Here is a 13069-nt window from a genome sequence, read left to right on the forward strand (position 1 = left end):
GGCGGCCGCCTCGACCACCCGGGCCACCGGCACGCCACGCGCCGCCACGGTCGCCGACATCCGGGGCGGCGCGCCAGGGGCGGTCCGTGCGGGCGGTCGATTCGGGTCAGGCCTGGTCGGTCGCGACCACTCGGGCGACCACCTCGACCGCTCGGGAGGCCGGTACGCCGAGTGCCACCAACGCCGCCACCGCCTGGTCCTCGGCGGTTACCACGATGTCCGTCTCGGCCGCCTGGAGGAGCGCGACGCACATCCCCTCCAGCGCGAGCGCCAGCACCGAAGCGGGCAGATGGTCCGCGAATACGCCGCTGCGCTGACCGGCCGCGATCAGCTCGATCGAGCGCTCCCGGACCGGCGCCAGCATGGCCGGGATCCCACCGTCCTCCAGGTTGCGCTGGGCGAAGCTGATCAGCAGCCGATAGCGCTCCCCGCCCTCCCACGCGGCGAGATCGAACCGCGCCACCGCCTCCTCGGGCGAGTCGCCCGCACGCCGCGCGCCCTCGACCGCGGCGAGGATGTCCCGTCGCGCCTCCTCCGCGAGTCCCGCGATCAGCGCCTCCCGGCTCGGGAAGTGCCCGTACACGGTGCGCCGCACCACTCCCGCCGCGCGGGCGATGTCGTCCATCGACGCGTCGGCGTCGCGGATCAGTTCGCTACGGGCCACCGCCAGGATCCGCTCCCGGTTCGACTGCGCGTTGCGCCGACGCGGCGGCGTACTCACGGCGGCGGCCGCCGCGGGCGCGGCCGCGGCACCGACCGCTGCGGCGTCGGCCGGACTCCGTGCGGCACCCGGTTTCGTCTCCATCGCGCGTTCCTCCCTGGGGTGACCTGGAGCCTGCCAGAGATCGGGCCCGTCGGCACCGACACTCCGCTCCGGCGCAGCGAATAGCCCGATTCACCCGACTCGTTCCCCAATATTTGCACAGCCATGTGCAATCAACTACGTTGCACATCGTTGTGCAATTACTGCGGCTGCGCCGGCCGCCTGCCCCGAAAGGCGTTCGATGTCCGTCTTCGCCACCACGCCGGTCGATCGCATGGACCGGCCGTACACCCGCCGCTGGTGGGCCCTGGGCGTGCTCTGCCTGAGCCTGCTGATCATCGTCATGGCCAACACCTCGCTGATCGTGGCGGCCCCCGACATGACCCGCGACCTGGGCCTGTCCAGCCGCGACCTGCAATGGGTGATCGACGCCTACACCGTCCCGTACGCGGCGCTGATGCTCGTGCTCGGCGCGGTCGGCGACAAGTACAGCCGCCGCGGCGCGCTCATCACCGGCCTGGTGGTGTTCGCCGCGGGCTCCGTCGCCGGTTCCCTGGTGCACTCGACCAGCGGCGTGATCATCGCCCGCGCGGTGATGGGCCTGGGCGCCGCGGTGATCATGCCCGCGACCCTGTCCCTGCTGGTCGCCTCCTTCCCGCGCAGCGAACGGGCCAAGGCGATCACCGCGTGGACCGCGACCTCGGGCCTGGCGATCGCACTCGGTCCGCTGATCGCCGGCTGGCTCCTGGAGCGCCACGCGTGGGGTTCGACCTTCCTGATCAACGTGCCCGTCGCGCTGATCGCCCTGGTCGCCGCGCTGTTCGTGGTCCCGCCGTCGAAGGCGCACGACTACGGCCGGCTCGACCTGGTCGGGGGCGCGCTGTCCATCGTCACGCTCGGCTCGCTGGTGTACGCGATCATCGAGGGCCCGCACTTCGGCTGGGGCGCGGGCCCGGTGACCGCGCTGGTCCTCTTCGTCCTGGGGCTTGGCTCGTTCATCGGCTGGGAACTGCGGCACCCGCGCCCGATCTTCGACCTGCGCAAGTTCGGCGAGCGGGTCTTCTCCGGGTCGATGCTCGCCGTACTGCTGTTCTTCCTGGGCACCTTCGGCGCGATCTACTTCCTCACCCAGCACCTCCAGTTCGTGCTCGGCTACACCCCGCTGGAGACCGGCGTACGACTGCTGCCGCTGGCCGGCGCGGTCTGCCTGGGAGCGATCGCCACCGGGCAGCTCACCCCGCGGCTCGGCATGCGGGTCACGGTGACCGGCGGGATGGCCCTCGGCACGCTCGGGGTATTGCTGATGACCCGGGTCTCGGACGGCTCCGGCTACACCGACTTCCTCGCCCCGCTGCTCCTGCTCGGCCTTGCGATCGGGCTGAGCGTGTCGCCCTGCACGGAGGCGATCATGGGCTCGTTCCCGGAGAACGAATTGGGCGCGGGAGGCGGCGTCAACGACACTGCGGTGGAACTCGGCGGCGCCCTCGGGATCGCGATCCTGGGCTCGGTACTGGCCACCTCGTACGAGTCGGAGCTGACCAAGGCCGTCGACGGCAAGCTGCCGCCGGAGGCGATGAGCGTGGCGCAGGACTCGATCGGCGGCGCCCTGGCCGCAGCGGAACAGGTCGGCCACGTCGCCGGCCCCCAACAGGCCCAGGCCCTGGTCCAAGCCGCCGATCACGCCTTCACCCAGGCGGTGGCCCACACCAGCCTGATCGGCGGAATCATCCTGGCGACAGGCACGATCCTGGTCGCCCTGATCCTCCCGAACCGCACCAGGGCAAGCCAACAGCAGGAGGCCCCTCGGGAACCCCAAACCCCCAGGCCCACCAAGCAGCCGGTGGCCTGACTCCCAGGCGACTCGCCACCGTGAGGCGGCGGCCCGGTGCGGCGGAGGAACCGGTGCGGCGGGGAACCGGTGCGGCGGGGAACCGGCTGGAAGCCGGGGTCACACGGGGAGGGGGTCGAGGAGGCCGGCACCGCAACGCGAGCGAGGTGGAGGGGCGAAGGCCCGGGCGGACGACCGGAGTCGCGAGGTGGGTCCGAGGGAGGACCGGAGTCGCGAGGCGAGCGGGGCGGGGAGGCGGGGGGTATGGCGAGCGGGGCGGGGAAGCGGAGTCGCAACGCGAGCGAAGCAGGGAAGCCGAGACGCAACGCGAGCGAAGCAGGCAAGCCGAGACGCAACGCGAGCGAAGCAGGCAAGCCGAGACGCAACGCGAGCGAAGCAGGCAAGCCGAGACGCAACGCGAGCGAAGCAGGCAAGCCGAGACGCAACGCGAGCGAAGCAGGCAAGCCGAGACGCAACGCGAGCGAAGCAGGGAGGCGGAGTCGTGTCGGCGGCGTTGCTTTTTGTTGGGCGCTCCGCGCCGGCTCGCGAGGGACCACTCTTTTCTCTCCCCCGCTTCGCTCCTCCGAGAAAAGAGCGGCCCCTCGCTCGGGGCCGGCTGTCCCTCCGCTTCGCTCCGGGCCATCCGACCCACACTTCGCGGCTCCGCCGCTCTCCGCGCTTCGCGCGTCGATCGCGTGGGCGGCCTGGGGCGGGGGCGCTGACGCGCCACGGGGGGCATGAGGTGGTCCGGGGCGTGGGTGTTGACGCGCTACGGGGTGGGGTGGTGGGGGAGTTGCTTGGCTTTGGCCGGGGGGGGTGTGCCGGTGCTTTCGAACGTCAGCGGGTTCGTCTGGGGTAACGGGTGGGGCGGGTGGGTGTGCCTGCCCGACTCGGTCCAGGCGCCGCTGCGGCGCAACCGCCCGCAACGGGCGTGCCGAAGCCCGAGTCGGACCGCGAGCCCGGTGCGCTCATGTGCGTGTCAGTGTTCTGACTGCCCGCCCGACCCATGCCTCGAAGCGTTGCCATTCGACGATCTCGTCGTTTGTTCGAGGCTCCGGCCAATCCAGTAGCGCGTCGCCCGCGTCGAGTAGGTCCCAGTACGGATGGTGTTCCTCCGGGCGGCCGGAGGCCTTCGCGTACGCGGGCAGGAACTCCTCCGCGACGGCCACGCCGTGGGTGAGTGCCAGGTTGAGCCGCATCCGGGCCAGGTCCACGCCGCGCGGACCGACACAGCCGGTGGTCCAGTCGACCACGCCGCCGATCTCCTCGCCCAGCCACAGCAGTTGCTCGGCGTGGAAGTCCCGGTGGATGAACCCGGGTACGGCCGGCGGCGGTTCCTCGGCGAGCGCGGCGAACATGCGCTGCCACACGTGCGGCCGGGTGCTCCACGCCGGTACCGTCCGCGCCCCGTCGACGGCCGGGTCGTAGTAGGTGGCGTATTCCACCGGGTCCGCTCCGCTCGCGTCGACCGCGTGGATCGCCGCCAACACCTCGGCCGCCCGGTCCAGCAGGACGGCCGGGTCCGCCGGCGGCTCCGGCGTGCCGGGCACCCGTGTGGTCAACAGCGCCGGCTCCGCGCCCGCCAAGCGCGCCGCGACCAACTCCGGTGCGGCAACCGGGGTTTCGGCGAGCAAACGCAGTGTGCGGGCCTCCTGCTCGGGGCGGTACCACGGGTCCCGGGCCAGCCGTTCCGTGTCGTGGAAGACCCGCAGGACCAGATCGCCGACCGTGTAGAGCCGGTTGGCGCCGACCCCCATGGGCTCGACCGGCAGGTCACCGACGATCTCCCGCAGCCAGGCGAGGGTTTCGGCATTCGGCTTCGGCACGGACACGAATCGCACTCCTGTTCGGCGACGGTTCGCTCACCGGCGCTCACCGGCGCGCCGCCGCCCGACGACAAGCCTGCCAGGTACGGCCGCCCCTCTTGAACTTCACACATGTTGACTTCAAGGACGTGCCTCGACAGGATGACTTAGGCAAGCCTTACTTCGCCACGATCCCGGGGGTGGCCGCATGGCCGACAACGCACGTGCGGATACCGCCGCCGGCGCCACGCGTCCGACCGACTCCGACGAAAACTCGCGACTGGTGCTGATCCTGGTCACCGTCGCCTCGGTGCTCCTGGTCGTGGACATCACCATGGTCTCGGTCGGACTGCCCCGCATCCAGGACGACCTCAACGGCTCGCTGGCCGGCCTGCAATGGGTGATCGTGGCCTACTCACTGACCTTCGGCGCGTTCCTGCAGACCGCCGGCAGCGTGTCCGACCGGATCGGCCGGCGCCCGGTGTTCCTGGCCGGCATCGCCCTGTTCACGCTGTCCTCGCTCGCCTGTGGGCTGGCCCCGAACATCCTGGTCCTGGACGGGTTTCGCGGCCTCCAGGGCATCGGCGCGGCGATGTTGCTCGCCACCGGACTGCCGTTGATCGCCCAGGCGTATCGGGGCCAACGCCGCAACATGGCCATCGCGACGTGGGGTTCCACCCTGGGCGCGTGCGCGGCGGTGGCCCCGCTGCTCGGCGGTCTGCTCGTGGACGTGGCGAACTGGCGTTGGATGTTCCTGGTCAACGTCCCGATCGGGATCGTCGCGTTCGCCCTGGCCGCGGCGAGGCTGCCCCGGGATCGGCCCGCGCCGTCGGCCGGGCCGATCGACCGGGCGGGCGCGGTCGCGCTCGTGTTCATGTGGGGGCTGCTGAACCTGACCGTCACGCGCGGCGACGCGGTGGGCTGGACGGCCCCCGCGACCCTGGGCGGTTTCGTCGGCGTCGCACTCCTGCTGACCGGGTTCGTCCTGGTCGAACGGCGGGCGGCGGCGCCGATGTTGGACCTGACCCTGTTCCGGATCCCGACCTTCGTCGGCGCGTTGTCGATCTCGTTCCTGTCCCGCTTCGTGACGGTCGGCTCGTCCGTGTACTTCCTGCTCTACTTCCAGGGCGCGCTGGACCTGTCGCCGCTGGAGTCCGGACTGCTCCTGCTGCCGATCTTCGTCCCGCAGTTGTGCCTGGGCCTGGTCGCCGGCCGGTTGCAGGGCCGCTTCGCGGCGGCGCACGTCATCGCGGCGGGCTTCGCCGGGCTCGCGCTGGGCGCGCTGCTGATGGGTCTGGCGTTCGGCCCCGACGCGTCCTGGCCCGCGCTGCTGCCGGGTCTTTTCGTCTGGGGCGTCGGCGGTGGCATCGCGTCGAGTCCGGTGATGTCGATCGCGGTGAACACGGTGCCCGTCGAGCGCGCCGGAATGGCCTCCGGGACCGCGAACGGACTGTTCCCGATCGGCGCGGCGGTGGGCATCGCGGTACTCGGCGTGCCGTTCTCGGCCCGATTCGACGCGGAGTTCGGCGCACGGGCAGGTGTGCCGGACCCGATCCGCGCCGAGATCGTGGCCGCCGCGCGCAACGGGGACACCGACCGGATCCGCGAGGCGACGCCGGCCCGAAACGGCGACGCGGTATCGACGGCGATCGACCACGCGTACGCGGCGGGCGCCTCGACGGTGATGTACACCGTGGCCGCCCTCGCCCTCACCACCGCCGCCCTCGCCCTGGTCCTGGTCCGACAGCGCGATCTGCACCCCGTCGACGACGCGCGAGAGCAACAGGAATAGCCCGCGGGGACGGGCGAGCGCCGCCGCCTATTCTGGCCCCATGTCCACCGGACCCACCCGCAAGCGCCCCACCCATCGCGGCGGGCGGCCCACCCTCACCCGCGAGGGCATCGGCCGCGCCGCGCTGGAACTGGTCGCGCGCGACGGCGGGGCCGAGTTGACCATGCGCTCGCTCGCGGCGCACCTGGGCGTGTCGCCGCGCGCGCTGTACAACTACGCCGCCGACCGCCGCGCCGTGCTCGAACTGGCCGCGCTGGCCTGGCAGTCCGACTGGCGGGTCCCGCCCCTGGACCCGGCCCGCCCCGCCGACGGCGTACGGGAGCTGTGTGCCGCGATGCGCGCGTGGTACCGCCTGCACCCGCGCGCGGTGACCATCGCCGTCGACGAGAACCTGACCGCCGCCGTGCACCCCCGCACGCTGCGCAACAACGAGGCGATCCTGACCTTCCTGGTCGCCATCGGCCTGGATCCGGCGACCGCGAACCGGATCTTCCGCGAACTGGTCCTGCGCGTCGCGGCCTTCGTCCGGCTCAACGACGCCTGGCACGACGCGCCGCCGGCCGACCTCGACCCACCGACCTGGGACGGCGCCCCCGCCGCCTGGCTCCCGACGGACCCGCCCGCCGACCTGCCCACCACCACCCGCATCGCCGCGGCGGCCCCGGTGGACTCGGTCGACGAACAGTTCGCCTTCACGATCGACCTGCTCGTACAGAACATCGAAACGTTGCTCCGCCGAGCGCGGTGAGCGGATCCTAGGCGGAAAGCGCGTCCGGATCCGGGAGCGCGCACACCGCGGCGACCTCGTCCAGCGACAGTCCCAGTTCCAGGGCCAGTGCCGCGATCGTGAAGAACGCGGGGGTCGGCGCCCGGCCGGTCTCGATCTTGCGCAGCGTCTCCGGCGACAGTCCGGCCGCGATGGCGACGTGGCCGATGCTGCGCTCGCCGCGCGCGCCGCGCAGGAGCGCGCCCAGTTGCAGGCCGCGCGCTCGTTCCAGTGGGGTCAGTGGGGTTCGCACCATGACCGTGATACTAATACCGGTATAAGAATTGGTCGAGGAGGGGACCCGTGGTCGAAATCAAGACCCGAGCCGAAATCGCCGCGATGCGCGAGGCCGGGAGAGTCGTGGGACAGGCCCTGGAGGCGACCCGCAAGGCCGCCGCCATCGGCGTGTCACTGAAGGAACTGGACGAGGTCGCGCACACGATCCTGCGCGAGGCCGGGGCCACGTCCCCGTTCCTGGGCTACCGGCCGTCGTTCGCACCCGTACCGTTCCCGGGCGTGATCTGCGCGTCGGTCAACGACGCCGTGGTGCACGGCATCCCGACCGACTACCGGCTGCGCGACGGCGACCTGGTCAGCATCGACTGCGGTGCGACCCTGCGCGGTTGGACCGGCGACGCCGCGATCACGTTCACCGTCGGCACGCCGCGCCCGCAGGACCTGACGCTGATCGCCGACACCCGGCGCGCACTCGAAGCGGGCATCGCGGCGGCCGTACCCGGCGGCCGGCTGAGCGACATCTCCGCCGCGATCGGCGCGGTCGCCCGCGGGGCCGGCTACGGCATGCCGCGCGACTGGGGCGGCCACGGCATCGGCCGCACGATGCACGAGGACCCGCACGTACAGAACGAGGGCCGTCCCGGACGCGGCATGCCGCTGCGCGCCGGCCTGACCCTGGCCCTGGAGCCGATGTTGCTCGCCGGCGGCAAGGACGCGTGCTACACCGCCCGGGACGGCTGGACGTTCCACACCGCCGACGGCTCCCGCGCCGCGCACATCGAACACACCATCGCGATCACCGAGGACGGCCCGCACATCCTGACCCTGCCCTGAACCACGCCCCGGCCGGAGCCCTCGGCCCCCGCCCGGGGGCTCCCGCCCGACCCGGGGCCTACCCCACCCGAACCGTGCGCCCCTCGCGCCGGGACACCACACACGCCTCGGCCACGGCCTGCGCCGCGAGCGCGTCGGCGCCCGGACAGGGGCTGGCGGCGCGACCGGCGGCCATCGCCACGAACGCGGCCAGTTCCGCGCGGTAGGCGTCGCCGAAGCGGGCCAGGAAGTCGCCCTCGGTGACGCCGCCGCACGCGTGGGTCCCGGCGGTGCCGGCCACCTCCAGCCGCACGTCGTAGCCCGGCTCGTGCCGCCGACCCGCGTGCGCGGTACCGAGCGTGCCGTCGGCGAGCCGGAACAGCACCGCCGACACGTCGACGTCGTCGTGCTCCCGAAACACCGCCGCGCCGCGGTTCGCCCCGATCGCGGTCACCTCGACGATCGGCACACCCGTCACCCACGGCACGATGTCGAAGTCGTGGATGTGCGTGTCCCGATAGATACCGCCCGAGGTCGGCACGAACGCGGCCGGCGGCGGCCGGCGATCCACGCTCACCGCGTGCACCCGGGTCACCGTGCCGAGTCCGCCGGCCTCGACCGCCGCCCGCGCCGCGACGTACATCGGGTCGAATCGGCGCTGGAAGCCCACCTGCAGCCCGGCGCCGCGCGCCTCCACGTACGCCACCGCCTCGCGCGCGACGATCGGGTCGAGCGCGATCGGCTTCTCGCACAGGATCGGCAACCTCGCGTCCGCCGCCGCCCGCAGCAACTCGACGTGCGCCGAGGTCGGCGCGGCGATCACCACGGCGTCCACCGCCGCGAACACCTCGTCGAGCCCGACCGCCGCGACCCCGGCCGCCCGGGCGAACTCCTCGGCCCGTCCCCGATCCACATCCGCGACCACGACCCGCTCGACCGCCGCGATCCCACCCAACGCCCGGGCGTGAAACCCCCCGATCCGCCCGACCCCGACCACTCCGACCCGCATACCGTCCCTTTCCACGCCCACACCAGCGCACCCGCGTCACCCGGCCACCCACGCCGGCCGGGCCGACCCGACCACCAAAACCCAACCACACCCGCACCACGCCCACCATCGAGTGACCCCGAACACCACGACCGAGTGGCACCCGCGAACACACCGCCCGCGCTGCCCGAATGACTCGCCCGAATGGGGTAGTCGTGGAGGAATGACCATCCCCCGCCGCTCGCTCTTCCTGACCATCCCGGCCGCACTGGCCCCCTCCGGCCCGCCCTCGGCGCGGAACGCCGCCGCCGGCGCCCCGGATTCCGCCGCGACGCCCCCGACCGCCCCGGCCCGAACCGGCGTTGCCCTCCCCGCCGCCATCGGCGCCCGCCTCGCGGCGGAAATCCCGCCCGAGACCGCCCAGTTGCTGCTGGTCGTCGGCGACGACCGGAACGCGGCCTCCGGCACCGCCTCGTTCTGGACGCGCGAGTCCGACGGCTGGCGGGCCCGCGACGTGTGGCCCGCGCACAACGGCCGGGAGGGCTGGACGTTCGACCACCACGAGAGCGACCTCCGCTCGCCGATCGGCGTGTACACCCTGACCGACGCCGGCGGTCTGCGCCCCGATCCCGGCACCCGGCTGTCCTACGACCGCTCCGACGACTTCGCCATCGACGACACCGGCTTCGCCGGCGAGCCCCTTGCCGGCACCTTCGACCACGTGATCGCGATCGACTACAACCGGGTGCCCGGGACCTCGCCACTGGACCCGGTCCGCCCGCGCGGCGACGCGTTCGGCGGCGACATCTGGCTGCACATCGACCACGGCGGCGCCACCCACGGCTGCGTGACCCTGCCCCCCGAGGCGCTGGTGTCGCTGCTGCGCGTCCTGGACCCGGCCGCGCACCCGGTCGCGGTGCTCGGCGACGGCCCGGCGCTGGCCCAGGACGGCCCCGCTTCCTGACCCCGCGGCAAGGCTCTTACCCTGTCCGGGTGACCTCCGCCAAGCTCCGTCCGCTGCCCGCCGAAGTGATCACCCTGCTGGATCAACTCACCCCCTGCCCCCGCCTGGTCGAACACCTGCGCATCGTGCACGACGTCGCGTGCCGGCTGTGCGACTGGGTCGCGGCGACCTTCCCGGACCTGGCCTTCGACCGCGACGCGGTGCTGTTCGGCGCCGCCACCCACGACATCGGCAAGACCCTGCACCCGGAGGAGTTGTCCGGGCCGGGTTCGTGTCACGAGCAGGCCGGCTACGACCTGCTCACCGCCCAGGGGGTATCCCCGTCCCGGGCCCGCTTCGCCCGCACCCACGCGGCCTGGAACCCGAACGATCCGGACGAACTCCTGGTCAGCCTGTCCGACAAGGTCTGGAAGGGAAAACGGGTGGCCGCCCTGGAACAGGACCTGATCACGCTCCTCGCGGCCGCCTCGGGCCGCCCGGAGTGGGAAATCTTCCAGGCCCTCGACGACTTCGTGACCACGATCGAAACCGACTCGCTCCCGTTCTGACCCGCCGACCCCGCCCCACCGACCCCACACCCCACCGACACGACGCTCCGCCCCCGCGCAACGCGCCACCCGCCGCTCAGCGCGGCAACCGCCGCCACAGCGCCCGAGGCAGCACCCGCATCCCGGCGAACACCGGCCGCAGCGTGCCCGGCACCCACACCTCGCCCCGGCCCCGCACCAGCGCCCGCACGGTCGCGTCCGCCACCTGCTCCGGCGTGCTGGACAGCGGCGCCGGCGACATGCCCCGGGTCATCCGACCCACCACGAACCCGGGCCGGACCAGCAACAGCCGTACCCCGCTGCCCGCGAGCGCGTCGGCCAGACCGCTCGCGAAGCCGTCCAGACCGGCCTTGGCCGAGCCGTACACGTAGTTCGCGCGCCGCACCCGGACCCCGGCCACCGACGAGAAGACCACCAACCGGCCGTACCCCTGCGCGCGCAACACGGCGGCGAGGTGGGTCAGCACGCTCACGTGCGCGGTGTAGTCGGTGTGCACCACCGCGACCGCGTGCGCCGCGTCGACCTCGGCCCGCCGCTGATCGCCCAGGATGCCGAACGCGGTGACCACGACGTCCAGGGCACCGTGCCGGGCGATCACCTCGTCCAACAGCGGCCGATGCGTGGCGAGGTCGTCCGCGTCGAACTCGACCCGGTCCACCCGCCGGGCGCCGGCCTTGAGCAGCCGCGCCTCCTCCTCGTCGAGGTCGTGACTGCGCCGCGCCGCCAGCACGACGGTTCGCGCCCCGCGGGCGATCAGCCGCTCCGCGACCGCCACCCCGATCTCACTGCGGCCTCCGAGGACCAAAACGGTTCCACTCACGGGAACAGTCTGCCGGATTCCCGGCCCGGGCCCGCTCCCCGTACTCGGCGCCGACTCAATAGCCTTGTCCGCGTGACGCCGAACCCGAACCCGAACCAGGCCGCGCGCACCGACCCGGCCCCGGACCCCCGACCCGTCGTGCTGCGCGGAGCCGAGGCCGCCGCGTCCGCGGTCGAACCGCTGCGGGCGATCCTGGCCGAGCTGATCCGCGACGGCGCCGCACTCGGCTGGGTGAATCCGCCGGACCTCGCCGAGGTGCGCGACCTGCTCGGCGGCCTCGCCGAGGCGCAGCGGTCGGGCGACGCCGCGCTGCGGTTCGCGTACATGGGCGAGGAACTGCTCGGGTTCGGCTACTGGCGGCGCTACACCCGGCCGACCCATCGGCCCAACGCCGACCTGGAGAAGCTCGCGGTGGCACTGCCCGCGCACGGTCGCGGCATCGGCCGGCTGCTCACCCGGGCGTTGCTCGACGACGCGCGGGCCGCGGCGGTCGAGATCCTCACCCTCGACGCCCGGGGCGACAACGTCGGCGCGCTGCGTCTGTATCGCTCGCTCGGCTTCGTCGAGTACGGCCGGCTGCACGACTTCGTCGCGGTCGGCGCGCGCCGCTACGACAAGTACTTCTACTCGATCGACCTGCGCGCCCCCGTCGCGTGATCGGCCGCCGACGGGGCCGCCGGGCCGAGATGAGCGCGGAACCGGGCCACCCGCGTCCGCAACCACCACCCGCCACGCCCACGACGGTGCCGGACGTCGCGGCGCCGCTGCGCGCGGACGAGCCGGCGGCGGCCTGGGTCGCGGCGTTGACCGGGGCCGAGGTCGACACCCGGATCGAAGTCGAGCTGCCGGCCGGCGACCGGCTCGCCGCGGTGCTCCTGGACCTGTCCGTCCCGCACGAGGACGTCAACGAACTGCTGTCCGCCCGGTCCGCGCTGCTCGCCGATCCGGTGCTGCGCGAGTTGTTCGAGCGGGCCGTCCGGGTGCTGGTGGCCGACATGGGCACGCCGACGCGGCGCCGCCCCGTCCCGCCGCTGCCGGCCGGGACGGGCGCGGCGGGCCGGTGGTTCCACGTGTACGTGTACATCGCCGCGCGTCCGCACGTACTGGCCTACCACCACGGACTCGGCATCCCGCCCGAGGTGTCCCGCCGCACTCTCGCCGACCTGGGCCGGCACATGGCGCTGCATCGGCGCGGGCACGGCTCCGGTGGGCTGAGCGCGCGGCATTGGCCCGGCTACCACTTCCGCGGCGAGCTGTACCAGCTCGGCCGGTTCCAGTTCCAGCGTTCGACGATGCGCGATCGGGCGGCGGCGAGCGCCACGGCGCTCGGGCTCGACCACGGGCCCGAGGATCCCGCGCTGGAGCTGCACATCCCGGATTTCCTCGGCCCGATGTCCCCGGCGACGTGCGACGAGTCGTTGGACCTCGCCCGCGCGTTCTTCCCGCGTCACTACCCGGGGGAGCACTACGCGGTCGCGGTGTGCGGTTCGTGGCTGCTCGACCCGCAGTTGCGCGACTATCTGCCGCCCGAGTCCAACATCATCCGCTTCCAACGCCGCTTCCACCTCTACCACGACCCGACCGGACCGCTCCCGGAGGACACCGCGCCGATCGGCTTCGTCTTCGGCGATCCCGGCCTGCCCGTGGCGTCCCTGCCCCGGGACACGTCCCTGCAACGCGCGATCGGCGACCACCTGCGCGCCGGCCGGCACTGGCACGTACGCACCGGCTGGTTCGAGCTGTGA

General features: G+C 73.1%; 13 protein-coding genes. 8 read left to right on the plus strand and 5 right to left on the minus strand.

Going from position 1 to position 13069, the window contains the following annotated elements:
* Positions 1-106: 106 nt before the first annotated feature.
* Positions 107-805, minus strand: a complete 699-nt coding sequence (locus tag EMA17_RS31245) for a TetR/AcrR family transcriptional regulator (RefSeq protein WP_126640527.1) — start codon at positions 803-805, stop codon at positions 107-109.
* Between the two features lie 199 nt (positions 806-1004).
* Here EMA17_RS31245 and EMA17_RS31250 point away from each other — a divergent pair, with 199 nt between their 5' ends.
* Complete coding sequence (locus tag EMA17_RS31250) at positions 1005-2612, plus strand: MFS transporter (RefSeq protein WP_126640528.1); 1608 nt, start codon at positions 1005-1007, stop codon at positions 2610-2612.
* Between the two features lie 947 nt (positions 2613-3559).
* Here the strand turns inward: EMA17_RS31250 and EMA17_RS31255 are convergent.
* Entirely contained in the window at positions 3560-4423 is an 864-nt protein-coding gene (locus EMA17_RS31255) for a phosphotransferase family protein (RefSeq protein WP_126640529.1), read from the minus strand.
* A gap of 181 nt (positions 4424-4604) precedes the next feature.
* Between EMA17_RS31255 and EMA17_RS31260 the strand changes: the two genes are divergently transcribed.
* On the plus strand, positions 4605-6188 hold the full coding sequence (locus tag EMA17_RS31260) for an MFS transporter (protein ID WP_126640530.1): 1584 nt from the start codon (positions 4605-4607) through the stop codon (positions 6186-6188).
* A gap of 40 nt (positions 6189-6228) precedes the next feature.
* Complete coding sequence (locus EMA17_RS31265) at positions 6229-6936, plus strand: TetR/AcrR family transcriptional regulator (protein ID WP_126640531.1); 708 nt, start codon at positions 6229-6231, stop codon at positions 6934-6936.
* A gap of 7 nt (positions 6937-6943) precedes the next feature.
* Here the strand turns inward: EMA17_RS31265 and EMA17_RS31270 are convergent, their stop codons facing one another.
* Positions 6944-7210 carry a helix-turn-helix domain-containing protein gene (locus EMA17_RS31270; RefSeq protein ID WP_126640532.1) on the minus strand — a complete coding sequence of 89 codons (267 nt, stop codon included), beginning with the start codon at positions 7208-7210 and terminating at the stop codon, positions 6944-6946.
* A gap of 47 nt (positions 7211-7257) precedes the next feature.
* On the opposite strand from EMA17_RS31270, the gene map reads away from it, so the two are divergent.
* A complete protein-coding gene (map, locus tag EMA17_RS31275) occupies positions 7258-8025 on the plus strand; it encodes a type I methionyl aminopeptidase (protein ID WP_126640533.1) in 768 nt (255 codons plus the stop codon).
* Positions 8026-8083: 58 nt separating this feature from the next.
* Here the strand turns inward: map and EMA17_RS31280 are convergent, their stop codons facing one another.
* Positions 8084-9028 (minus strand): Gfo/Idh/MocA family protein, encoded by a 945-nt coding sequence (locus EMA17_RS31280; RefSeq protein WP_281290551.1) that lies wholly within the window; start codon positions 9026-9028, stop codon positions 8084-8086.
* A gap of 187 nt (positions 9029-9215) precedes the next feature.
* Between EMA17_RS31280 and EMA17_RS31285 the strand changes: the two genes are divergently transcribed.
* Positions 9216-9956, plus strand: coding sequence for a L,D-transpeptidase family protein (locus EMA17_RS31285; protein WP_126640534.1), 741 nt, complete (start codon positions 9216-9218; stop codon positions 9954-9956).
* A gap of 29 nt (positions 9957-9985) precedes the next feature.
* The gene (locus EMA17_RS31290) at positions 9986-10504 is read left to right on the plus strand and encodes an HD domain-containing protein (protein ID WP_246127018.1); all 519 of its coding nucleotides are present in this window, start codon (positions 9986-9988) and stop codon (positions 10502-10504) included.
* Positions 10505-10580: 76 nt separating this feature from the next.
* Here EMA17_RS31290 and dprE2 read toward each other — a convergent pair whose 3' ends face one another.
* Positions 10581-11324 (minus strand): decaprenylphospho-beta-D-erythro-pentofuranosid-2-ulose 2-reductase, encoded by a 744-nt coding sequence (gene dprE2, locus EMA17_RS31295; protein ID WP_126640535.1) that lies wholly within the window; start codon positions 11322-11324, stop codon positions 10581-10583.
* A gap of 138 nt (positions 11325-11462) precedes the next feature.
* On the opposite strand from dprE2, the gene EMA17_RS31300 reads away from it, so the two are divergent.
* The gene (locus EMA17_RS31300; protein WP_246127036.1) at positions 11463-11981 is read left to right on the plus strand and encodes a GNAT family N-acetyltransferase; all 519 of its coding nucleotides are present in this window, start codon (positions 11463-11465) and stop codon (positions 11979-11981) included.
* 29 nt (positions 11982-12010) lie between these two features.
* On the plus strand, positions 12011-13069 hold the full coding sequence (locus tag EMA17_RS31305) for an acyltransferase domain-containing protein (protein ID WP_160161630.1): 1059 nt from the start codon (positions 12011-12013) through the stop codon (positions 13067-13069).

The organism is Embleya hyalina (genome assembly GCF_003967355.1).
Taxonomy (GTDB): Bacteria; Actinomycetota; Actinomycetes; order Streptomycetales; family Streptomycetaceae; genus Embleya; species Embleya hyalina.